This is a genomic window from Winogradskya humida (assembly GCF_016862215.1).
GTDB classification, from domain to species: Bacteria; Actinomycetota; Actinomycetes; order Mycobacteriales; family Micromonosporaceae; genus Actinoplanes; species Actinoplanes humidus.
Window position 1 is genome coordinate 105,319 of record NZ_BOMN01000093.1, and the last position, 21,604, is coordinate 126,922.

The 21,604-nt window shown below is 68.7% G+C and carries 17 protein-coding genes and 1 pseudogene; 9 read left to right on the forward strand and 9 right to left on the reverse strand.

From position 1 onward, the window contains the following. Positions 1-42 precede the first annotated feature (42 nt). Positions 43-912 carry an NAD-dependent epimerase/dehydratase family protein gene (locus Ahu01nite_RS33490; protein WP_203840716.1) on the forward strand — a complete coding sequence of 290 codons (870 nt, stop codon included), beginning with the start codon at positions 43-45 and terminating at the stop codon, positions 910-912. 46 nt (positions 913-958) lie between these two features. Here the strand turns inward: Ahu01nite_RS33490 and Ahu01nite_RS33495 are convergent, their stop codons facing one another. The 4 genes from Ahu01nite_RS33495 to Ahu01nite_RS33510 form a co-directional block, all read right to left on the reverse strand. Next, positions 959-1,702 (reverse strand): LPXTG cell wall anchor domain-containing protein, encoded by a 744-nt coding sequence (locus Ahu01nite_RS33495; protein WP_203840717.1) that lies wholly within the window; start codon positions 1,700-1,702, stop codon positions 959-961. A 122-nt stretch (positions 1,703-1,824) separates the two neighbouring features. Continuing rightward, entirely contained in the window at positions 1,825-3,492 is a 1,668-nt protein-coding gene (locus Ahu01nite_RS33500; protein ID WP_203840718.1) for a type 2 periplasmic-binding domain-containing protein, read from the reverse strand. A gap of 24 nt (positions 3,493-3,516) precedes the next feature. Then, on the reverse strand, positions 3,517-4,410 hold the full coding sequence (locus tag Ahu01nite_RS33505) for a carbohydrate ABC transporter permease (protein WP_203840719.1): 894 nt from the start codon (positions 4,408-4,410) through the stop codon (positions 3,517-3,519). Then, complete coding sequence (locus Ahu01nite_RS33510) at positions 4,407-5,393, reverse strand: ABC transporter permease (protein ID WP_203840720.1); 987 nt, start codon at positions 5,391-5,393, stop codon at positions 4,407-4,409. The genes Ahu01nite_RS33505 and Ahu01nite_RS33510 overlap by 4 nt, the downstream gene beginning before the upstream one ends. A gap of 180 nt (positions 5,394-5,573) precedes the next feature. On the opposite strand from Ahu01nite_RS33510, the gene Ahu01nite_RS33515 reads away from it, so the two are divergent. From Ahu01nite_RS33515 to Ahu01nite_RS33525, 3 genes are all read left to right on the forward strand, one after another. Next, positions 5,574-6,716: an ROK family transcriptional regulator gene (locus Ahu01nite_RS33515; RefSeq protein WP_203840721.1), complete on the forward strand. Its 1,143-nt coding sequence runs from the start codon at positions 5,574-5,576 to the stop codon at positions 6,714-6,716. A gap of 98 nt (positions 6,717-6,814) precedes the next feature. Beyond that, a complete protein-coding gene (locus Ahu01nite_RS33520; protein ID WP_239159333.1) occupies positions 6,815-9,265 on the forward strand; it encodes a X2-like carbohydrate binding domain-containing protein in 2,451 nt (816 codons plus the stop codon). 119 nt (positions 9,266-9,384) lie between these two features. Further along, on the forward strand, positions 9,385-10,461 hold the full coding sequence (locus Ahu01nite_RS33525; protein ID WP_203840722.1) for a GGDEF domain-containing protein: 1,077 nt from the start codon (positions 9,385-9,387) through the stop codon (positions 10,459-10,461). Positions 10,462-10,467: 6 nt separating this feature from the next. Here the strand turns inward: Ahu01nite_RS33525 and Ahu01nite_RS33530 are convergent, their stop codons facing one another. Continuing rightward, entirely contained in the window at positions 10,468-12,120 is a 1,653-nt protein-coding gene (locus tag Ahu01nite_RS33530) for a serine/threonine protein kinase (RefSeq protein ID WP_203840723.1), read from the reverse strand. Between the two features lie 61 nt (positions 12,121-12,181). On the opposite strand from Ahu01nite_RS33530, the gene Ahu01nite_RS33535 reads away from it, so the two are divergent. Together Ahu01nite_RS33535 and Ahu01nite_RS33540 are read left to right on the forward strand one after the other, a co-directional pair. Further along, positions 12,182-13,780, forward strand: coding sequence for a serine/threonine protein kinase (locus Ahu01nite_RS33535; RefSeq protein ID WP_203840724.1), 1,599 nt, complete (start codon positions 12,182-12,184; stop codon positions 13,778-13,780). Between the two features lie 118 nt (positions 13,781-13,898). Beyond that, positions 13,899-14,579: an HAD family hydrolase gene (locus Ahu01nite_RS33540; RefSeq protein ID WP_239159334.1), complete on the forward strand. Its 681-nt coding sequence runs from the start codon at positions 13,899-13,901 to the stop codon at positions 14,577-14,579. A 31-nt stretch (positions 14,580-14,610) separates the two neighbouring features. On the opposite strand, the gene Ahu01nite_RS33545 is transcribed toward Ahu01nite_RS33540, so the two are convergent. Together Ahu01nite_RS33545 and Ahu01nite_RS33550 are read right to left on the reverse strand one after the other, a co-directional pair. After that, positions 14,611-15,624, reverse strand: a complete 1,014-nt coding sequence (locus Ahu01nite_RS33545; protein WP_203840726.1) for a 1-aminocyclopropane-1-carboxylate deaminase — start codon at positions 15,622-15,624, stop codon at positions 14,611-14,613. After that, positions 15,611-16,249 carry a GntR family transcriptional regulator gene (locus Ahu01nite_RS33550; RefSeq protein WP_203840727.1) on the reverse strand — a complete coding sequence of 213 codons (639 nt, stop codon included), beginning with the start codon at positions 16,247-16,249 and terminating at the stop codon, positions 15,611-15,613. Before Ahu01nite_RS33550 ends, Ahu01nite_RS33545 begins: the two co-directional genes overlap by 14 nt. A gap of 177 nt (positions 16,250-16,426) precedes the next feature. Between Ahu01nite_RS33550 and Ahu01nite_RS33555 the strand changes: the two are divergent. Next, positions 16,427-16,984, forward strand: a pseudogene (locus Ahu01nite_RS33555) (poly(ethylene terephthalate) hydrolase family protein); the annotation flags it as partial. A gap of 26 nt (positions 16,985-17,010) precedes the next feature. On the opposite strand, the gene Ahu01nite_RS33560 reads toward Ahu01nite_RS33555, so the two are convergent. After that, positions 17,011-18,078, reverse strand: coding sequence for a DUF2855 family protein (locus Ahu01nite_RS33560; RefSeq protein WP_203840729.1), 1,068 nt, complete (start codon positions 18,076-18,078; stop codon positions 17,011-17,013). Positions 18,079-18,222: 144 nt separating this feature from the next. On the opposite strand from Ahu01nite_RS33560, the gene Ahu01nite_RS33565 reads away from it, so the two are divergent. Beyond that, positions 18,223-18,900 (forward strand): response regulator transcription factor, encoded by a 678-nt coding sequence (locus Ahu01nite_RS33565; protein ID WP_239159335.1) that lies wholly within the window; start codon positions 18,223-18,225, stop codon positions 18,898-18,900. Then, positions 18,897-20,690: a HAMP domain-containing sensor histidine kinase gene (locus Ahu01nite_RS33570; protein WP_203840731.1), complete on the forward strand. Its 1,794-nt coding sequence runs from the start codon at positions 18,897-18,899 to the stop codon at positions 20,688-20,690. The genes Ahu01nite_RS33565 and Ahu01nite_RS33570 overlap by 4 nt, the downstream gene beginning before the upstream one ends. On the opposite strand, the gene Ahu01nite_RS33575 is transcribed toward Ahu01nite_RS33570, so the two are convergent. Then, positions 20,680-21,222, reverse strand: coding sequence for a hypothetical protein (locus Ahu01nite_RS33575; RefSeq protein WP_203840732.1), 543 nt, complete (start codon positions 21,220-21,222; stop codon positions 20,680-20,682). The genes Ahu01nite_RS33570 and Ahu01nite_RS33575 overlap by 11 nt on opposite strands. Positions 21,223-21,604: the final 382 nt, after the last annotated feature.

Here is a 21,604-nt window from a genome sequence, read left to right on the forward strand (position 1 = left end):
ACGGTCGTCCTGACCAGCTCACATCGGCGGAACGGACGGCTCATGAAGGTCTTCATCACAGGCGGGACCGGCTATCTCGGCTCGGCGCTCGTCGAGCGGCTTGTCGCCGCGGGACACGAGGTGTCAGCACTCGCACGCTCGGACGACGCCGCGAAACGACTCGACGAGGCCGGCGCCGTACCCGTCCGCGGGTCGCTGGGAGACACCGACGTCCTGCGGGAGGCCGCGGCCGGCGCGGACGCCGTGATCCACGCGGCCGTCGACTACTCGCCGTCACAGGAGGCCTCCGACACCGAGCTGGCCGCCGTCCGGGCCCTGGTCGCCGGAGGGTCCGGCAAGCCCGTGGTCTACACCTCGACCGGGATCGTGTACGGCTTCGACCCGCTGGACACCAGCGAAGACGCCACCCTGCCCGAGGTGAGCGCCCAGCCGGTCAAGGCCGCCGCCGAACGCATCATCCTGGACGCCGAGACCATCACCGGCATCGTGATCCGCGCATCCCTCATCTTCGGCCGCGGCGACACAAAACTCATCACCGGCCTCATCCACGCAGCCCGATCTAACGGCGTCGCAGCCCACATCGGCGACGGCACGAACACCTGGTACCCGGTCCACATCGACGACCTGACCGACCTCTACCTGCGCGCGATCACCCAGCCGGCAAAGGGCGCGTTCAACGCAGCCGGAGACGTGCCGTTCTCGTTCAAGGAACTCGCCGAACTCATCGGCGAACTGACAGGAACCCCCGTCGCCGCCGTACCCCTCGCCGTCGCCGAGCAGAACAACGCCCAGGGCGCCCGCCTCATGACAACGAGCAGCCGCCTCCCCACCACCAAAGCCCGTACAACGTACGGATGGAAGCCGACCGCCCATTCCCTGCTCGACGAGGTCCGCCGCCAATACCAGCAGTGACGGTGCGCCCGGCTCGGTGCAGCATCGAGCCGGGCGCGTCGATCAGCTACGCCACGAACCGGGAGCGGCGCCGGCGTCCGATCAGGTAACCGGCACCGCCGATGAGCAGCAGCGCACCACCGATGCCGGCCACGGTCCCGGTGGCAGCACCGGTCACGGGCAGGCCGCCACCCTCGCCGCCGGACGTGCCCGCGGTGGCGGACGGCGACGGGAACCCGGCAGCGGGCGCCGAGTCGCTTGGCGCGACGCTCGATGACGGTGCGGGCTGGGACGGCTCGGACGGTGCGGGCTGGGACGGTGACGGCTGAGCGGCGCAGTCGAGCTCACGGGCGGTGTACAGGCCGTCGTTCAGGTAGGCCAGGTACGTGTCGATGGTGCCGTCGTCGAGCACCTTCTGCGCGGCCGCCTTCACGTTGGTGCCCGCGCCCGTCAGCGTCCGGACCACCGAGATCCGCAGGTCCGTCGTCCAGGCCTTCCGCAGGTCCGTCTTGAGGAACGCCCGCAGGTCCTCGGGGGTGCCGTCCAGCCGATCCTGAATTGCCGGGGGCAGAACGGGCAACGACTCGGCCTTTGCCACGGACAGAATCTGATTGGCCAATACCCGGACCTGCACATCGGTGGCAGTATCCAGATCGATGGTCACCAGCTCACGAATATCTTTGTACACCTTGCGTTCAACCGTTTGACAGGACTCGTTCAGCCCGGGCGATTCGGCGTGAGCCATCGCCGGTGCCGCCGGAATCAAAAAGGCCAGCGCCAATAGGACGCCGGCCGACAACTTCCGTCGCATGTGGTCTTCCTCCCCCGTTGCAAGCCAAAGCGTGGAGATATTACCGACGGCGCACGGAGAAGCAAATATATTGCACAGCCGCCCGGCCGCCCGGCTGTCACCAGCCGGCCGGGCGTCGCCTGTTACTTGCCGGACTTGTACTTGTCGTAGGCCTGCTGGTTGAGTTCGAGGTAGCGCTTCATGCCGATGCCGTCGAGGCCCTGGACCCAGGTGTCCCAGTCGGTGTCGATCTTCTTGGTGCCGGTGATGAACGCGAGTTCGCCCTGGCTGACGTAGCTGTCGAGGTTGGTCTTCAGGGTGCCCATCTCCGAGACGGTGCTGGGGTCGGCCCAGACCTGGGCCTCCGGGTAGACCTTGGCCTTGTCGACGTGCGGCTCGTAGAGCTTGGACGCCTCGAACAGGCGCCGCTCGAGGCCGGTCTCGGCGTAGATGTCCTGCGGGACGGCCTGGGCGTTGCGCAGGGCGAGGGTGACGTTGTACTGGCCGAGGGAGTCCCAGGTGGAGTTCTTCGGGACGTTCGCCGACGGCAGGGACTTCCAGGTCGGCTTCACGGTGGTGTCGAGGGCGATGTCACCGGCGCCGGGCTTGACCCAGCCGACGCCTTCCGGGCCGGCGTTGACGATGAGCTGGCCCTCGTCGGTGTAGATGTAGTCGAGCATCTTGAGGGCGGCGATCCGGGCCTCTTTGCTGGACTTGTTGGTCAGCATGAAGGTGTAGCCGGTCGAGGTCGGGTTGTTGTACGCCGTGTAGCTCGCGCCCGTCGGACCGGTCAGCGGCGGTGCGGCGTCGTACTGCTTGTCGCGGCCGTCCTTGGAGCCGAGCTGGACGAAGATGCCGGGGTAGAGCACCGGTGAGGCGCCGATCTTGACGGCGGCGGGGTCGTTGCCGGTGGCCTGGAGTGCTTCGGCGTTCTGGGTGAAGGAGGCCTGGTCGATCAGGCCCTCCTGGTAGAGCGAGTTGATGTATTTGAGGCCCTCGCGCCATTCCGGCTTGTCGACCGGGGTCTCGACGGTGTCGCCGTTGAGCTGCAGGAGGGACGGGATGCCGTTGCTGGCGCCGAACGGGGCATAGGCGAACGCGCCCATCAGGTAGCCGATCAGCGTGCTGTCCTGCGCGTCGGTGGTCAGCGGGATCTCGTCGGCCTTGCCGTTGCCGTTCGGGTCCTGCGTCTTGAAGGCCCGCAGGACCGTACGCAGTTCCTCGGTGGTCTTCGGCATCGGCAGGTTGAGCTTCTTGAGCCAGGCGGAGTTGAGCCAGAGCTTGTTCCAGTACGTGCAGTGGTAGCAGTCGGACCACTGCGGCAGGGCGTAGATGTGGCCGTCCGGTGCGGTCGACATCGCCTTGAGTACGGGGTTGGCGTCCAGCGCCTTCTGCAGGTTCGGGGCGTTCTCCTTGATCAGGTCTTCGAGGGGTACGGCGACGCCCTGCTGGCCGAGTTTCTGGACCTCGGTCTTGGTGAACGCGTCGACGTACGGGATCAGCAGGAACATGTCCGGGTAGTCGCCGCTGGTGATGGCGATCTGCCGTTTCTCCTTGGCCGGGCCGCCGTCCATGGTGGTGGTGTCGAACTGGAACTTGATTTTGTACTTGTCGCTGAGCAGCGTGGTGATCGCGTTGGTATCGAGCTTCTTGTCGGGGTCGGCGGGAGCCAGCACCGTGATGACGACCTTGTCGCCGTCCATCTTCGCTTTGGGGGCGTCTTCGGTGTCGCTGGAGCTGCAGCCCGCCGCGACCAGTGCCGCGGCGGCCGCGACGGCGACCAGCTTGAATCGGGGGGATTTTATTGTCATGACTGGTCCATTCCTGGGGTTCCGTCAGCCCTTGACCGCGCCGACCATCACGCCCTTGGTGAAATAGCGCGCGACGAACGGGTAGATGATCAGTACGGGCAGGCTCGAGATGACGATGAGCGCGTACCGGAGAACGTTGGCGAGTTGTTGCTGGCGCATGGATTCCGCGAGGTCGATGGCGCCGGTGCGGGGGGTGTTGAGAATGAGGATGTTGCGCAGCACGATCTGCAGCGGGAACAGATCGGGGTCCTTGAGATACACCAGGGCGTCGAAGTAGGTGTTCCACTGGTAGATCGTGTACATCAGGGCGAGAACGGCCAGCAGCGGTTTCGACAGCGGCAGCACCACCGAGCGCAGCACCCGCAGATCGCTCGCGCCGTCCAGCGCCGCGGCTTCGTAAAGCTCGTCGGGGATCGAGTTGGCGAAGAACGTACGGGCGATGATGACCTGCCAGACACCGATCGCGCCGGGGATCAGCAGGGCCCAGCGGGTGTTGAGCATGCCGAGGTCGTGCACGACCATGTAGGTCGGGATCAGCCCGCCGGAGAACAGCATGGTGAAGATGAGCAGGGTCATCACCACGTTGCGGCCGTAGAAGGACTTGCGGGACAACGGGTACGCGATGGCGACCGTGAGCGAGACGCTGATCGCCGTGCCGGCCACCGCGTAGATGAGCGAGTTGTAGTAGCCGCGCAGGACCTCGGAGTTGCTCAGGGCCGCGCGGTAGGCGTCGAGCGAGAACTCGACCGGCCAGAAGCTGACCCGGCCTGCGTTGACCGCGGCGGGGCTGCTGAACGAGCTGGCGACGATGTAGACCAGTGGCAGCAGGACCAGAGCCAGCACCACGGCGAGCATGATCCTGATGACGATCAGGGAGAGCCGGTCGCGGAACGGTTCGCGGATTCTCGTCGTGCTCATCGCCACAATCCGTTCCCGGTGACCCGCTTGGCGGCGAAGTTGACCGCCAGCAGCAGGCAGAGGTTGATCACTGAGTTGAACAGGCCCACGGCGGTGGCCATACTGAAGTCCGCGTTGACCAGGCCGGTCTTGTAGACGTACGTCGGGATGATCTCGGACTGGGCGAGGTTGAGGTTGTTCTGCAGCAGGTAGGCCTTCTCGAACCCGATCGCCATCATGTTGCCGACGCCGAGGATCAACATGATCACGGCGGTCGGCATGATGCCGGGCAGGTCGACGTTCCAGATCCGCTGCAGCCGGCCTGCGCCGTCGATCTTGGCTGCTTCGTGCAGCGCGGGGTCGATGCCGGCCAGCGCGGCCAGGTAGATGACGGCCGAGTAGCCCGCTGTCTGCCAGACGTCGGTCCAGACGTAGATGTGGCGGAAGAAGTCCGGTTCGGCGAGCAGGTTCATCGGGCCGGCGCCGACCTGACCGAGTCCCTTGCTCACGAGGCCGACCTGCGGTGACAGCAGCAGGATCGTCATCGAGACGACCACGACGGTGGAGATGAAGTAGGGGGCGTAGGTGACCATCTGCACCGTACGTTTGAACCAGCCGTTGCTGATCTCGTTGAGCCCGATCGCGAGCAGGATCGGGATCGGGAAGCTCGCCAGGACCAGGTAGAACGCCAGGATGAAGGTGTTCTTGAGCAGGCTGCCGAAGACGGGGTTGTTGAACAGCTGCTCGAAGTTGCGCAGGCCCACCCACGGGCTGTCCCACGGGCCCAGGACCGGGCTGTAGTCCTTGAACGCGATGACGTTGAAGGCCATCGGGATGTACTTGAAGATGACGAAGTAGGCCAGCGGCACGATCACCAGCAGGTACAGCTGCCAGTGCGCCCGCCAGGCCCGTTGTGCCTGGGACCATCGGCTGCGCCGGGGCACCGGCATGCCGGGGTGCCGTGCCGGCCGGACGGGTCGTCCGCTGTCGACCTCGGGAAACATGGCCGAAACCTAGGCTCAATAATTTCCTTCGTCAAGTATTGATTTAAGTCAGCGTTTGACCCTAGGCTCGTCCCCACCCTGTCCCACTCCGACCAGCGCGGACGTCCCTGGAATCCATGTCGGACACCCGGGGAAAGTCAATACTTGACTCGGGAAAGTAATGGGGCCTACGTTTCGGCCATGTTCCCCGAGGCCGAATCCGTCGCACCGGCCATGACCGCCGTACTGACCACGGTCCTGACCGAAGGTCCACTGAGTCGCGTCGCTCTCGCCCGGCGGCTGGGGCTGTCGCAGGCCGCGGTCACCAAGGCGGCCCGGCCTCTCATCGAGCAGGGCTACCTGCAGGAACTCGCCGCGACCGAGCGGTCCGGTCCCGGTGCCGGGCGCCCGGCCAGCCCTCTCGCGATCTGTGCGGACCGGGAGTTCTTCGTCGGCGTGAAGATCACCGGCGACGAGCTGATCGGCGTGGTCTGCGACCTCGGCGCGCAGGTCCGGACATCCGCCCACCGGCCACTGCCGGACGCCGGCGTCGAGCACGTCCTGACCGAGCTCGGCCACCTCGTCGACGACCTGCTCGACGGTCCGGGTGACTACCGCACCCGGACCCGGCGGCTCGGGCTGGCCGTCTCCGGTGACGTCGACCGCGGCACCGGGCTCGTGCGCTATTCGCCGTTCCTGCACTGGCACGACGTACCCCTGCAGGATCTTGCCGAGAAGATCACCGGGCTGACCGTGACGGTCGAGAACGACGTCAAGGCGCTGACCACCGCGGAGCACTGGTTCGGTGAGGGCGTCGGCGCGGAGTCGTTCGCGCTGGTCACCGTGGGCACCGGCATCGGCTGCGGCCTCGTGGTCAACGGCCGGCTCGTGTCGGGTTCGCATGGCGTCGCCGGCGAGATCGGCCACATCGGCGTCGACGTGAACGGCCCCGCCTGCCACTGCGGCGGCCGCGGCTGCGTCGAGGCCATCGCGGGCACCGACGCCATCGTGCGGGCTGTCGGTCGTCCGGGGCTTACGTTCGAGCAGGCGGTGACACTGGCCCGGGCGGGTGACGCATCGGTCAGCGCCGTCTTCGCCCTGGCCGGGGACGCGATCGGGTCCGGCATCGCCGCGGTCGCGAACCTCGTCGGCCCGTCGCGGATCGTGGTCTCCGGGGAAGGGCTGTCCGCCTACGACCTGTTGGAGCCACACATCCGGGCCGGTTTCCAGCGGCAGGCCTTCGGCGCCGCCGCTCAGTGCCCGCTCTCCGTCCGGCCGTTGCCCTTCGAACAGTGGGCCCGCGGCGCCGCCACCGTCAGCATCCAGGCGTTCGTCGCCGCCTGACACCCCCCACAGCACGTCCACCGGTCGGTCCACTCCCCCGACCGGCACCCCGCCGTCCCCAAAAACAGCCCACCGTTCCCGAAACAGGAGGCAACACCGTGATACGCACCCGCCCGGCCGCCGTCCTCAGCGCCGCCGTGCTCATGCTCCTGGTCGCCGGCTCCCAACCGGTGCAGGCCGCCCCCAACCCCTCACCCGGAGCCGGCGCCCCACCCGCCGCCGCGACCACCTCCACGGTGCCATCCGCTTCGACCCCCGACCCGTGGGCGACCCGGCCGTACATGGGCTGGAGCAGTTACAGCATGCAGGTCTACTCCGGCAACGGTAAGTGGATCACCGCCGACCAGCTCATCAAGCAGTCCGACGCGATGCACACCAAGCTGCAGAAGTACGGCTACAACTACCTCAACGTCGACGCCGGCTGGAACGACGGCGTCGACGCCAACGGCCGCCCGAAACCCAGCGCCACGCTGTATCCCCAGGGCCTGCAGAAGGTCATCGACCACGTCCACGGCAACGGCCAGAAGTTCGGCCTCTACATGATCCCGGGCATCTCCCCCGCCGTGTACGAGGCGAGCCTCCCGATCGCCGGCGCCCCCGGCTGCACCACGCACGACATCGTCAAGCAGCCGACCCAGCAGGCCGACTACTGGAACATCGGCTACAAGATCGACTTCACGAACCCGTGCTCGCAGAAGTACATCGACTCGATCGTCGACCTGTTCGCCCAGTGGGGCGTCAACTTCGTCAAGTTCGACAGCGTCACCCCGGGCTCCGGGATCAGCGACCTGTCCCTCGACGCCCGCGACGACGTCGCCGCCTGGTCGTCGGCGCTGAAGAAGCACAAGATCTGGTTCGAGCTGTCCTGGGCGCTGGACCCGATGTACGCCGACTACTGGCGCTCCAAGGCCAACGGCTGGCGCATCGACTGGGACGTCGAGTGCTACTGCGCGAACGAGGCCCTCACCCAGTGGCAGAACATCGCCCGGCTCTTCCCGGACCTCGCGACCTGGTGGCGCAACGGCGGCAACGGCGGCTGGAACGACCTCGACTCCCTCAACGTCGGTAACGGCGCCATGGACGGCATGACCCGCGACGAGCGCCGCTCCGCGATGACGTTGTGGGCGATCTCTGCCGCACCGCTCTATCTCGGCAACGACCTGACAAATCTCGACGCGTACGGGCTGAGCCTGCTCACCAACCCCGAAGTGATCGCGGTCGACCAGGCCGGCACCCCCGCGCGCCCGGTGTCCGCGTCGTCGCAGCAGCCGATCTGGTACACCCTCAACGACGACGGCACCTACACCGTCGCGCTGTTCAACCTCGGCCGTACCGACAAGGACATCACAGCGAACTTCTCGGACATCGGCCTGACCGGCGCCGCCACCGTGCGCGACCTGTGGGCCCGCAAGGACCTCGGCCGCTTCTCGGCCAAGTTCACCGCCGCCGACGTACCGATCCACGGCGTCCGCCTTCTCAAGGTCACGCCGCAGTCCGGCGCGGCAGTCGCCGTCAACGACGACGCCCTGCGCGTGAACTACCAGGGCACCTGGACCCGCAACAACGGCAACGAGGTCGCCGCCACCACCCAGCCGCTCGCCCTGACCGTCACCGACACCGGCACCACCACCCCGCCGTCGACGACCGGCCCGGTCCGCACGATCACCCACGACGACACCGACCAGACCATCACGTACGCGGGAACGTGGTCACAGAGCACCGGCCGCGGCCTCGGCGACTACAACGACAACGTCCACTACACCGAACGCAACGGCGACTCGTTCCAGTACACGTTCACCGGCACCGGCGTCTCGTACATCACCGAGATGGACACCTCGCAGGGCGACGTCGACATCTACCTCGACGGCCAGCTCGTGAAAACCGTCAACACGGGCCGCGCACAGGACCAGCCCCGCCTCATCCAGCAGACCGTGTTCACCGTGACCGGCCTGCCCAACGGCAGCCACACCCTGATGGCCGTCAAGAAGTCCGGCTCGTACATGCTGCTCGACCGCATCGACGTCCTGCAGCCCAGCCTGCTCGACCCGCCGACGGCATCGTTCGACCGCAAGGCCCCGGCTGATGTCCCGGTGAAGCTGGCACGCCCCGGCACCGAGTTCACCAGCGTCTCGCTCGCCGGCACCACCCTCAAGCCGGGCACCGACTACACCCTGTCCGGCTCGACCATCACCCTGTGTGCGGCGTACCTCGCGACCCTCCCGCTCGGCGCAACCCAGCTGGACTTCGCCTTCCGCGGCGACCACCTCGACGACGTCCACGCCACGACCACCAACGGTGACAAGGTCTCGTACACGTTCACCGGCACCGCCGTCGACTGGATCACCGCGACCGGCCCCGACCAGGGCCTCGTCGACATCGTCATCGACGGCAAGGTCGTCAAGCGAGTCGATACCCACAGCGCCACCCGCGCCACCCAGCAGAAGGTCTTCAACGCTACCGGCCTCAAGAACGGCCGGCACACGTTCGCCGCGGTGAAGGTGTCCGGTGACGTGATGCGCACCGACGTCATCCGCTACACCACCCGCTGACCCTTCAGGCGGGCCGGCCGGCGCTGTCCGGCCCGCCTGAAGCACGACAGATCACACCCGTAAACCTTCAGGCCCTGCCCGCCCCGGCCGATCAGCGCCGATGGCGAGAGGGCGTGGCGATGAGCGGGCGAAGATCAGAGGTCGACCACCGCCACGACCTGGAACGGGTCGTGCAGTGGTCCCGGGCGAGCGTGGTGGCCCTGATGGGAGCCCTTGCCCTCAGCCCGCCGGACGACGTCCGGTGGAACACCACCTGGCATCCCACCCTGGCACAGGTGTCGGCGGTTATCGGCGTGGTGCAGGTCGCGGCCATGGCACTGACCGTTCTCCGGCTGCGCCACTTCTCCGACGGCCGCTACCGATGGGTCGCGACGGCGCAGACCAGCTTCGACGTCCTGGCCGTGGTAGCACCGGTGCTGGTCATCAACAGTGTCGCCGGCGTCCCGTTATGGCCGAGCGCGGTGCTCGCCCTGCTGTCGGCCTCGACCCGGCACAAGCTGACGGGTGTCCTGATCGCGTGGACCGTGGTGGCGACCGCCGTGGTCACCGGGGCACTGCTCGGCAACGGCGCGCCCGACTCCCCGCACGGCGCCGGCGTGGTCCTGGCCATCCTCGTCCTGCTCGTCGCATCCGCCACCGCCGGCGCCCAGGCGAGAAGCCTCGACCGCTACGTCGCCGAACTCCAGAACGCCCGCCTCGCCATGACCCGCCAGGCCCGCACCGACGCCCTGACCGGAACCGCCAACCGCATCGCCCTCGACGAACACGAAGCCGCCCTCCCGCCGGGCCCGGTGAGCCTGGTGCTACTCGACCTGGACGGCTTCAAGACCGTCAACGACACGTACGGCCACCACGCCGGCGACCTGCTCCTGAAGACCGTCGCCATCCGCCTGCAGAGCCGGCTCCGCGCCGAGGACCTGCTCGTTCGCCTCGGCGGCGACGAGTTCGTCATCGTCCTGCCCGGCCTCCCCACCGACGAGGTCGACGCGGTGATCCACCGATGGGTACGGGCCGTCGCCGAACCGGTGCCGATCGGCGACGACACGGTCCGCGTGGGTGTCAGCGTCGGCGTCGCCCACCGCGCTGCGAACGACGACGCATGCTTCGCGGACCTGCTGCGTACGGCGGACCGCCGCATGTACCACGACAAGCACGCCAAGGACGACCGCCCGGAAGCCCTCACCGGGCAGCGCTGACGTCCCTCAGGGGATGGAGCGGATCTCGGCGTCGGAGTAGGAGACGTGGAAGGGGCCCTGTTCGACGGCGGGGGCGCTGGTCAGGCCGAGTTCATCCAGGCCCTCGAAGCCCTCCCCGATGCGGTAGTCGCCGATCAGGATGTCGTCGTGGCCCACCCGGACGGTGCCGTCCTGCACCACCATCTGCAGGCGCAGGTCCTTGCCGGCGTCGGTGGCGCTGTCGCCCCATTCGCGCACGACGCGTTCGTCGCCCGGGCCCTGGTCCGCGACGATCAGCCGCCAGACGTCCTCGCAGACGTCGAGTGAGTACCGCCAGGTGGAGGATTCGGCGAACCAGACCTTGAGGCAGCTGTCGGCCTGCTCGATCCGGCCGGTGACCTGCAGGGCAAAGCTTCCGGTCAGGTCCAGGTCCGGTCCTTCGCAGTGCCAGTTGCCGTCCTGGAAGTTGCGGACCTGCAGCCGGCCGTCGGCGTATCGGCAGTAGGTCCGGTTGTTGGCGACCTCGTAGGCCTCCCATCCGGCGGCGGTGGTCAGCGGGTCGGTGACCTTGACGCTGCCGCTGGGTACGACCAGGGCCGGGGGTTTGGCCGAGGGTTTGGTCACCGCGGCGGGTGTATCGAACCAGCCGGTGCCGGTGCGGGCCACGAAGCCGAGGCCGCCGGCGAGGGCGAGTGCCAGGGCCGCGATCGTGGCGATCAGGGCCGTGGATCCCCGGTGACGGCGGATCACCGGGTCGGTCCGCGGGGGCCGGGGGACGGCGGGTGTGGCGCGGATCTGCTGGACGGCGGTGCGCATCTCGGGCTGGCGCTCGAACACGTCGCGCAGCACCCCGTCCGTGCCGGGGCTGAGCAGCGCGTCGACCAGCTCGCGGGCGGTGGGCCGGAGCTCCGGGACCGGGTCGAGGGCCTGTTTGACGAGCGTGTGCAGTTGTCCGTCCAGCCCGTCGAGGGTGGGTTCGCCGTTCAGGATCCGGCCGAAGACCCCCAGCGGGGAGTCGGCGTCGAACGGTGGGGTGCCCTGACCGGCGTACGCGATCACGCATCCCCAGGCGAACACGTCGGCTGCCGTGGTGACCGGGCTGCCGGGGGCGCCGAACCGTTCCGGCGCCATGTAGTTGACGGTGCCGACCATCTGGCCGGTGCGGGTGTGCTGGGAGGTCGGGTCCAGGGTCTGGGCGATGCCGAAGTCGATCACCTTGGGGCTGCCCGGGGCGAGCAGCACGTTGTGCGGTTTGAGGTCGCGGTGGATGACCCCCGCCTCGTGGATCGCGGCCAGCGCGGTGGCGACGCCGATCGCCAGGCCGTGCAGGTTAGCCGCGCTCACCGGACCGTGCCGGGCGACGTCGTCGGCCAGCGAGGGTCCGTCGACGAACTCGACGACCAGGTACGGCCGGGGAGCGTCCGGGTCGGCGTCGAGCACCTCGGCGGTGCAGAACGGCGGCACCTGCCGGGCCCGGGTGACCTCCGAGCGGAACCGGGAGCGGAACTCGTGGTCCTCGGCGAGGTCGGCGTGCACGATCTTGAGTGCCACCCGGCGGCCGTCGGCGGCGCGGGCCTCGTACACCACACCCATGCCGCCCGCGCCGAGCCGCGCGATCAGCTGGTATGCCCCGATATGGCGGGGATCTTCCGGTCGCAGCGGGGTGCCCTGCGTGCTCATCTCGCCCCCCTCGTTCCATGGTGGATGAACCGCGCCACCCTACCGGCATTAGAGTGCCCGCGTGGCTACTCCTCTGCGTCCCGGAGATCCCCGTGTGCTCGGCCGCTACGAGCTGATCGGCCGGCTCGGCGAGGGCGGGATGGGTGCGGTCTACCTCGGCCGCGAGCCCGGCGGCGGTCTGGTCGCCGTGAAGGTCATCAAGGCCCAGCACGCCCGCGACGAGGGTTTCCAGGCGCGGTTCCGCAGCGAGGTCAACCGGGCCCGGGAGGTTCCGGCGTTCTGCACCGCGGAGGTGCTCGACGCCGATCCCGATCACCGGACCCCGTACCTGGTGGTCGAGTTCGTCGACGGTCCCAGCCTGGCCGAGCTCGTCCGTACGCAGGGCCCGTTGCGGGGCGGCAGTCTGCACAGCATCGCGGTGGGGGTGGCGACAGCGCTGACGGCCATCCACAGCGCGGGCGTCGTGCACCGGGATCTGAAACCGGGCAATGTGCTGCTCGCCCCCGGCGCGCCGAAGGTGATCGACTTCGGTATCGCCAAGGCCGTCGAGGCGACCAGCCACCACACCCGGCCGGAGGAGACGGTCGGCACGTTGTCGTACATGGCGCCGGAGCGGTTGTCGCCGGACGCGGGCCGCACACTGACCCCTGCGGCTGACATCTTCGCGTGGGGTGCGGTGGTCACGTACGCCGCGACCGGCCGTAACCCGTTCGCGGCCGACAGTCCCGCAGCGATCGCGGGCCGCATCCTGACCCAGCCGCCGCAGCTGGACGGCGTACCGCCCGCGCTGGCGGGGATCGTCGAGCGGGCCCTGGCCAAGGATCCCGCGCACCGGCCGACCGCGCAGGAGCTGCTGTTCGAGCTGGTCTCCGGGACGAGCAGCCCCGCGACGACCCCGGCCGCCGGCAAACGCCCGTGGCGCGGTTTCGCAGCCGCCGCGGCCGCTGTCGTGCTGCTCGCGGCCGCGGGTGGCTGGGCGGGGGCACGGCTCGGAGACACGGGACAGGACAAACTGGCTGTTGTCGCTTCCCGCCCGTCCTCGTCATCCACCGCCTCCGCCTCTGCCTCCGCCGACCCGGCGGTGGCCCGGCAGTCCGCGAAGGAGATCTTCGACCCGCTGACCTCACCGAGCCTGTGGTCGCCTTCCGGGACCGCCGAGGAGGGCTGCGACTACGACGGCGGCGCCCTGGTCATGCGGACCGAATTCATGATCACGTGTGAGAACGGTCCCGACCAGAGCTTCTCCGGCGACATGACGATCCGGGTGCAGGCGCGGATGAGCCTGCGGTCGTGCGTGAACATCTACTTCCGGCTCAGCGAGGACGGCAGCAACGGCTACTTCGCGGGCATCTGCGCCCGCGATGTCTCGGTGAGCTACCTGAACGGATACCTCGAGGAGTCGGACACCATCAGCGTGAACGACGGCACCTTGAAACCGCTGAAGATCGAGGAGAACGGCCCGCACGTGCTCGGGGTCGACGTGGTCAAGAACAGCGCCAAGATCTTGGTGGACGGCAAGACACTGCTGACCAGCGACCTGTCCCGGGGCAAGTCCACCGGCGCGCGGCACACCAAGGGCAAGGTCACCTTCGGTGTCTCCGGCGGCAACGGTCCCGGCGTCAAGGTCAGCCTCCGCGACGCCCACATCACCGTGAAATAGAGGCCTGGGTGCGGCGGGCGCGGACCGCTCCCCCGGAGATGTGCGGATAGGTTATCGGATAACCGGCGGAATGGAACCGGGCCGGACCGGCTGCCTGCCTCCGGTACAGTTTCCGGCCGTGACCTCCTCGACGCCGCGTTTCTCGGCCGTGTTCTTCGATTGTGACGGCGTGCTCGTCGATTCCGAGCCGATCACGAACGGCGTCCTGCGGGCCATGTTGATCGATCTCGGGTGGGATATCTCCGAGCGGGAGTCCATCGCCCTGTTCGTCGGCCGGTCACTCAGGGACGAGTGGGAGGTGATCCACCGGCACACCGGGTTCCGCATCGACGAGGCCTGGCTGGCCGACTTCCGCAGCCGGCGCAACGCCGCCCTGCGAGCGGGTCTCCTCCCGATCCCCGGGGCGAAGGAAGCAGTCCAGGCCGTGGCGACCCTCATGGGTGATCGCTTCGCCTGCGTGACCGGGGCGGATCGCAGCAAGGTGGAGATGCAGTTGACGATCGCCGGGCTGAACGAATTGTTCGGCGTACGGGTCTTCAGCGGCATGGAGGTGCCCCGGACCAAACCCTTCCCCGACGTCTATCTCGCCGCCGCCGAGGCACTGTCGGTGGACCCGGCGACGGCCGTCGTGATCGAGGATTCCGTCGCCGGCGTCACCGCCGGGGTGGCAGCGGGGGCGACCGTGTTCGGGTTCGCACCCGCGAGCCCCACCAATGCGGCGCCGGAGGACCTGCGCGCCGCCGGCGCCAGCCTCGTCTTCACCCACATGTCGCAGCTGCCCGGCCTGCTCCTCGCCTGAACACGATCCCGGCTGGTCGTGGTGCGGGCGGTCAGGAGAACAGTGCGGAGTAGCCGTTGAGGGCGACCTGCCCGCCGAGGTGCGCGTACAACACGGTGGAATCGGCGGGGATCTCCTTGCGGGAGATGAGGTCGATGGCCGCGGCCAGGCTCTTGCCCTCGTAGACCGGGTCGGTGACCATGCCTTCGGTACGCGCGCCGAGCTTCATCGCCTCGATCGTCGCGTCGTCGGGGATGCCGTAGGTGCCGGCGTGGTACCGGTCGTCGAGCAGGATCTCGTCCTCGGTGAGGTCGCGGTCGACGCCGATCAGGGCGGCGGTGGCACGGGCGATCCGGGCGACCTGGTCACGGGTCTCGACGGGCTTGGCCGAGCCGTCGATGCCGAGCACCCGGCGTGGCCGGTCGTCGCCGAGCGCGGCGAACCCGGCGATCATCCCGGCCTGGGTGCTGCCGGTCACCGAGCAGACCAGGATCGTGTCGAAGAAGACGCCGAGGTCGGTCTCCTGCTGGGCGACCTCGGCGGCCCATCCGGCGAAGCCCAGCCCGCCCAGGCGGTGGTCGGAGGCGCCGGCGGGGATCGCGTACGGCTTGCCGCCGGATGCCTCGACCTCGGCGAGGGCGAGGTCCCAGCTCTCCTTGAACCCGATGCCGAACCCGGCCTTGACCAGCCGCACGTCGGCGCCGGCGAGCCTGCTGATCAGGATGTTGCCGACCTTGTCGTAGACACTGTCGGGCCAGTCGACCCAGCTCTCCTGCACGAGCACACACTTCATCCCGGCATACGCGGCGACGGCCGCGACCTGCCGGGTGTGGTTGGACTGCACCCCGCCGATCGAGACGAGCGTGTCGCAGCCCTGCGCGAGGGCGTCCGCGACGAGGTATTCGAGTTTGCGGGTCTTGTTGCCACCGAAGGCGATGCCGGAGTTGCAGTCCTCGCGCTTGGCCCAGAGCGCGGCGCCGCCGAGGTGGCGGGTGAGGCGCTCGAGTTTGTGGACGGGTGAGGGGCCGAACAGCAGCGGATAGCGGTCGAAGTCAGTCAGTGGCACGGTTGTCTCCCTGGTGGATTCGGCCCCAGATGGTGCGGTTGACGGCGATCACCAGATCGTCGTCCTGATTGGACAGGGCGGTGATGAGCTCGTCGTGCTGACGAACCGACCGCTCGCCGTGCGGGGATGCCCACAGCAGCCGTTCGGCCCGGCGGATCAGCGGGGTGAAGCGTTCGATGGTCATCGCCGCGGCGGCGTTGCCGCAGGCGAGCACGGGCACGGCGTGCAGGGCGTCGTCGGCGTCGAGGGCCGCGTCGAGGTCTCCGGCGCGGACGGCTGCGGCGAAGTGCGCGCCGGCCGTCCGCATCCGGTCGAGCTGTTCGGGGGTGAGCGTGACGGACCGCAGTGCCAGGTCGTGCATGGCGCCGACGACCGCGGCGGCGTCGCGGACGTCCTTCTCGATCAGGGGTGTCACGCGGGTGAAGCTCTGCGGTTTGCTCTCGACGAGGCCCTCGCTGGCGAGCCGGCCGAGGGCGTCGCGGATCGGCGCCTTCGACAGCCCGAGCCGTTCGGCGATGTCATCGCTGCGCAGCACGACGCCCGGCTCGAGGGTGCCATCCACGATCGCCGCGCGCAGTCGCTCGTACGCAGCGTCACGCAGTAGGTTGCGTCCGACCTTCTCCACAACTGAAATGTTAGATGTCAACGACCGATGGGGCAAGACGACGCCGGTGATTTCACCGATGCGCAACCGTGCCGGGAGGGTTTCCATGAGCTGACCCGCCGCTCCCGGCGGCGTCCGCCTCACCGGGCGAAGGAGCTCAGGTCTTGACCACTCACCGGCCTCACCGTCAGCTGGCTCGGCCCGCGGCTGGCCTCCTGGGGCTTCGTCGTCGTGGGTATTGAGACGAACTCGATCTACGACCAGCCGGCGAGCCGCGGTAGCCAGTTGCGCGCCGCGCTCACCTGGGCGGTCAACACCTCACCGACGACGGTACGGTCGCGCGTCGACGCGAACCGCCAGGGGGTCGCCGGCTGGTCGATGGGCGGCGGCTCCCTCGAGGCCCTCAAGGCCGACACGAGCGGCAGGATCAAGGCCGCCGTGCCGATGGCGCCGTGGAACAGCGACCAGAGCTGGCCGGAGGTCACCGAACCGGTCGCGATCGTCGGCGGCCAGTCCGACAGCGTCGCGCCGGTCTCCAGCCACGCGATCCCGTTCTACAACAGCCTCGCCGGCCCGAAGTCCTACGTGGAGCTCGCCGGCGCCAGCCACTTCTTCCCGAACAGCCACAACCCGTCGCTGTCGCGGATGATCGTGTCCTGGTTCAAGCGCTGGATCAACAACGACACCCGCTTCACCACGTTCACCTGCGGATTCAGCGGCTCAGCCATCTCCAGCTTCCGCACGAACGCCTGCTGAGAACCAATGCCCGGGCCGGGCACCCATCACATCTCGATGACGTGGCCGGCCCGCGGTGGCGTGCGCCCACCGAGGACCTCCAGCCAGGCCTGCCGCAAACCCTCAGGCCCTTTACTGGTACGCACCTCAAGGCGCGCACCCGCAACATCAGCAAACCGTCGCCACGCCTCGGCAAACCGCTGATCGAGCCCGTCACGCCCCCAGTCCTCACGCCGCTTGCGCATCTGCACCGGCGCGAAGAACACCTCCCCCGCCGCCTCCATATTGGGAGTCTGCGTGGTCAGCCCCACAGCGATGTCACGCACCAACCGGTCACCGAGCCGCGCCCGCAACGCGGCACGCGTCGCCGGATCCCCGGACAGATCAAGATAAACAACCGATTCAATAGCCAATTCATTGATCTCCGCGTACGGAACCACGTCGTCATAACACCCCAGTGACCGGGTGAACTCGACGTTCCCCGCCGACGTGAGCCCGATCAGGCGGGGACCACGTCCGGCCAGTTCAGCAGCGGCGGCGTACGCGGTCTTGCTCGACGCCGACGAGAACACCAATGCGCCGGCGCCGTACCAATCGTTGTCGATGATCTGATCGGCCAGCATGAACGAGGTGAAGAACAACGGCCGGAACAGCGTCAGCAGATCTTCCTCGTCCGCGCGATAGACCGGGTCACCGCCGGTCGCGCGGTACGCGTTGTACGGCGACGGCAGCCCGGCCCGATGCTCGCTGGCATCCCGGAACCCCTGCCCGTCGACCCGGTCCGGCCGCACGACGAGATGACCGGCGGGCGGCAGGTAGCCGTAGACCCGCAGCCCCACGACAACCTCGGGCACCGTGGACGCGACCACGTCGGCGAACCCCCACACCGGCGGCAGCCCCCACCGCGACGCCAGCCCCCGCGGCTCAGGCGGGAAGAACTCCCAGTAGCGCATGGCATCGCCGAGCACGGCGTACGTCACGTTGTTGGCGGTGAGCCCGACCCGGTCGACCCGCAGCAGCACCTCTCCCCCGGACAGCCCGGGCAGCTCTTTTTCCAGGACGGTGGTCTGCTGGAGATCGTCACGGGCGACGGCGAAGGACCAGGACGAGGACATCCCTCGACGCTAGACAGTCCCACCTCCCGGAACAACTGCACTGGCAATGCAAAAAGTCACCCGGCCGCCCGCGCCGGACCGGCAATGATCAGGAAGTTGTCAGGTTTTCCTGCCCGGTCGCGGCGCCGCTCTATAGTCGCCGTCGTGTGCGCTCATGTCCTCGTGGCGGAAGATGACCGGCGGCAGGCCGAGGTTCTGCGGCAGTGCCTGCAGGCGGCGGGGCATGCGGTCGCGGTGGTGCACGACGGGCGTTCCGCGCTCGCCCAGGCCCGGCGCCAGCCGCCGGATCTGTTGATCCTGGACCTGATGATGCCCGAGCTCAACGGCTTGGAGGTGTGCCGGGCACTGCGCCGCGACAGCGATGTGATGGTGCTGATGCTGACCGCGCGGACCAGTGAGGACGACATGCTCATCGGGCTCGACGTGGGCGCGGACGACTACCTCACCAAGCCGTACAGCCCGCGCGAACTCGTGGCCCGGGTACGGACCCTGCTGCGCCGCCGGCACACCGCACTGCCGGCGGCCGGCCGGATGACGAGTGTCGGGCGCCTTGTCGTGGATCCGGGACGGCATCACGTCGAGTACACCGGGACGCCCGTCGACTGCACGCCCGGTGAGTTCGCGATCCTGGCCGCGCTGGCCGGCCGCCCCGATCAGGTGTTCACCCGGGCCCAGCTGCTGGCTCGCACGAAGGGCATCGAGCGGCATTCGACCGAGCGCACCGTCGACGTGCACGTGATGAACCTGCGGCGCAAGCTGACGCCGGAGCTGCTCGTGACGGTCTACGGCGTGGGGTACAAGCTGTCCCGGGACGCGGCATGACCGGCGATCGCCCGCATCACGTGCCGTTGCACCGCAGTCTGGTGGGGCGGTTGCTGGCCACCTCGGTCCTGATCGCGCTGGCGGCCGTCGTCGCCACGGCGTGGCTCGCCACCCAGACCACCAGCCGGGCCATCCGGCAGGAGCAGGGCCGTTCCCTGGCCGAGGACACGAGCGTCTACGACATGCTGATCGGGTACGCCGCCGTGCACCGTGACTGGACCGGCGTGCAGGGCCTGGTCGAGGACAGGGCGGCCGACATCGGCAGGCGGATCACGGTGACCACCGAGGATCGCGAGCTCATCGCGGACTCGGGGTCGTGGGTTCCGCCGGGTGCGCGGCGCGCCTCGGCCCTGGTCGACCCGCTGCGGCTGGATCAGGGGCTCACCGCGGGCACCGATCGCATCGACGCCCGCGTGCGGGGACCGTACCGGCTGACCGCGAAGGAGCATGCCGAGCTGCGCCGATTCGCCGAGGAGCAGCTGAGGTGCCTGGAGGACATCGGGCTCAAGGGCATCCTGGGCGACGGTCCGGACGGGCGCCCTACGGTGCGGGTGACCGTGGCGGATTCCCATGGCATGGCGGGGCTGTGTGCGGCCAAGACGCGGGCGGTCACGACCACCGAGAAGGTGGCGCTCGAGGATCTCGCCGCCAGGACCGCGCGGTGTCTCGGCCTGACCGGCCGGGACGAGATCGCCGTCGGCCGTGACTTCACCGTCGAGTCGGTACGGCGCAGCCGGTCCGACAGAACCGTGGACGTCAGCGACAGCCGCACCACGTCGTGTGTGCGCGAGGCCCGGGTGCAGCAGTTGCGCCCGTACGTGGCGCCGCCCGCCCTGCTGTTCATCACCGATGCGGACAACGCGGTGAACGAGCCCGTGTTCAGTCTGTCGCGGGCCAACATCCTGCGCATCGTGTGGGTCACCGCGGCGGTGCTGCTCGCCACGATCGTGCTCACCGTGCTGACCGGCCGCCGGCTGGTCCAGCCGTTACGGGCGCTGACGGGTGCCGCCGCGCAGCCGCTCAGCCGGTCGGTGCCCATGCCGGTGACCCGCAACGACGAGATCGGCTACCTGGCGCGGACCCTCAACGACCTCGGTGAGCGGCGTGAACGTGCCGAGGCGCAACGCCGCTTGATGGTCAGTGACATCGCGCATGAGTTGCGCAACCCGTTGACCAACATCCGGGCCTGGCTGGAGGTCGCCCAGGACGGCGTGGTGCCGGCCGAGCCCGCGCTGCTGGACCTGTTGCAGGACGAGGCCATCGTGCTGCAGCACATCATCGACGATCTGAGCGACCTGGCCGCCGCCGACGCCGGGAACCTGCGGCTGCATCCCGAGCCTGTGGCCGTACGCGACGTCGTGAACCAGGTCACCGACTCCCACGGCAGCGTCGCCGCACAGGGCCGGGTCACGCTCACCTCGCGGGTGCCGGGCAACCCGGTGATCAACGCCGACCCCGTGCGGCTGCGCCAGATCGTGGGCAACCTGGTGTCGAACGCAATCCGCTACACCCCGCCGGAGGGAACGGTCTCGGTGACGGCGGAGGTGACCGGCACCGAACTGACGATCGTCGTCCGGGACACCGGCACCGGCATCGCCCCCGGCGACCTGCCGAAGATCTTCGACCGGTTCTGGCGTGCCGACACGTCACGGGCCCGCGCCACCGGCGGTAGCGGCCTCGGGCTGCCGATCGCCCGCCAACTGGCCGAGGCCCACGGCGGGACCCTCACCGCGCGCAGCAGCCCGGGTGGCGGCACCACCATGAGCCTGCGGTTACCGCTCACTCCTTGAACGCCTCCTTACGGCAGTCCTCCATCTTGGCCGACCCGAAGTCACCGTTCGGGCCGACCTCGGTGAGACCGAACTGGCCGTCCTCCTCGGGAGGGGTGAGCTTGTAGCCGGCTTCCTTGGCGCACTTGTACCACTCACGCTGGTTGTCGCGGAACGCCGCGATGTCGGTGCGCTGCTGGCGTTGCTCGTAGGTCTCCGGCTCCTTCGTCTGGCACGCCACGCGGATCTTCTCCGCCTTGGCCTCGCCCCGATGCCAGATCAGGCTCCGGGGGTCCTCGTAGCCGGGCCCGCCCAGCTTGAACACGCAGGCGGCCCAGAGCTTGATCGAGTCTTCACGTTCCTCGTCGGAGGCATCCAGCCGCACCAGCGGGCGCTGGTCGTCGACCGAGGTCGAGGGGCTCGCCGCCACGTCCGCGCTCTGCAGGGTGGCGACCTTTGGGGTGCCGGTCGAGGTACTGCCTGAGCAGCCGCCGAGCAGGCAGGCGGCGGCGATCACGGGGACGGTGAAGCGCAGTGCGGGGAACAGTGGCATGAGGAGCATGCTTCGTGATCATTGTCAGAAGCCTGTTCGATGCCGGCGATCTGACAGGTCTCTGATCATTACCCGTTGCAACTGCGCGGCGATATTTTCAGTTTCGCGACGCACTGCTCCGGCTATCCGCGCGACGCACAAGAAGACGGCAAGCCGCCGCCGGCTCTGCCAGACGCGCGGATCGCGGCCATGAGAGCGTGCCGCCGGAATAGTGGGCGAAGATCGGTTTGTTGCTCGATCGCGGCAGGGTTGCTGCCATTGCCGAGGCGACGTACGGCATGGCGGGCTCGCGAAGAAGACGCGCAGGATTTCCTCCGTTACGCAGGATTTCCTCCGTTACGCAGGAATGCCTGCCTGCCTGCCTGCCTGCGTCCGGCTCGTA

Excerpts from the sequence above, each read along its gene's own strand:
- Ahu01nite_RS33490 (WP_203840716.1), top strand. The coding sequence starts at position 43 with ATGAAGGTCTTCATCACAGGCGGGACCGGCTATCTCGGCTCGGCGCTC.
- Ahu01nite_RS33495 (WP_203840717.1), bottom strand. The coding sequence starts at position 1,702 with ATGCGACGGAAGTTGTCGGCCGGCGTCCTATTGGCGCTGGCCTTTTTG.
- Ahu01nite_RS33500 (WP_203840718.1), bottom strand. The coding sequence starts at position 3,492 with ATGACAATAAAATCCCCCCGATTCAAGCTGGTCGCCGTCGCGGCCGCC.
- Ahu01nite_RS33505 (WP_203840719.1), bottom strand. The coding sequence starts at position 4,410 with ATGAGCACGACGAGAATCCGCGAACCGTTCCGCGACCGGCTCTCCCTG.
- Ahu01nite_RS33510 (WP_203840720.1), bottom strand. The coding sequence starts at position 5,393 with ATGTTTCCCGAGGTCGACAGCGGACGACCCGTCCGGCCGGCACGGCAC.
- Ahu01nite_RS33515 (WP_203840721.1), top strand. The coding sequence starts at position 5,574 with ATGTTCCCCGAGGCCGAATCCGTCGCACCGGCCATGACCGCCGTACTG.
- Ahu01nite_RS33525 (WP_203840722.1), top strand. The coding sequence starts at position 9,385 with ATGAGCGGGCGAAGATCAGAGGTCGACCACCGCCACGACCTGGAACGG.
- Ahu01nite_RS33530 (WP_203840723.1), bottom strand. The coding sequence starts at position 12,120 with ATGAGCACGCAGGGCACCCCGCTGCGACCGGAAGATCCCCGCCATATC.
- Ahu01nite_RS33560 (WP_203840729.1), bottom strand. The coding sequence starts at position 18,078 with ATGTCCTCGTCCTGGTCCTTCGCCGTCGCCCGTGACGATCTCCAGCAG.
- Ahu01nite_RS33570 (WP_203840731.1), top strand. The coding sequence starts at position 18,897 with ATGACCGGCGATCGCCCGCATCACGTGCCGTTGCACCGCAGTCTGGTG.
- Ahu01nite_RS33575 (WP_203840732.1), bottom strand. The coding sequence starts at position 21,222 with ATGCCACTGTTCCCCGCACTGCGCTTCACCGTCCCCGTGATCGCCGCC.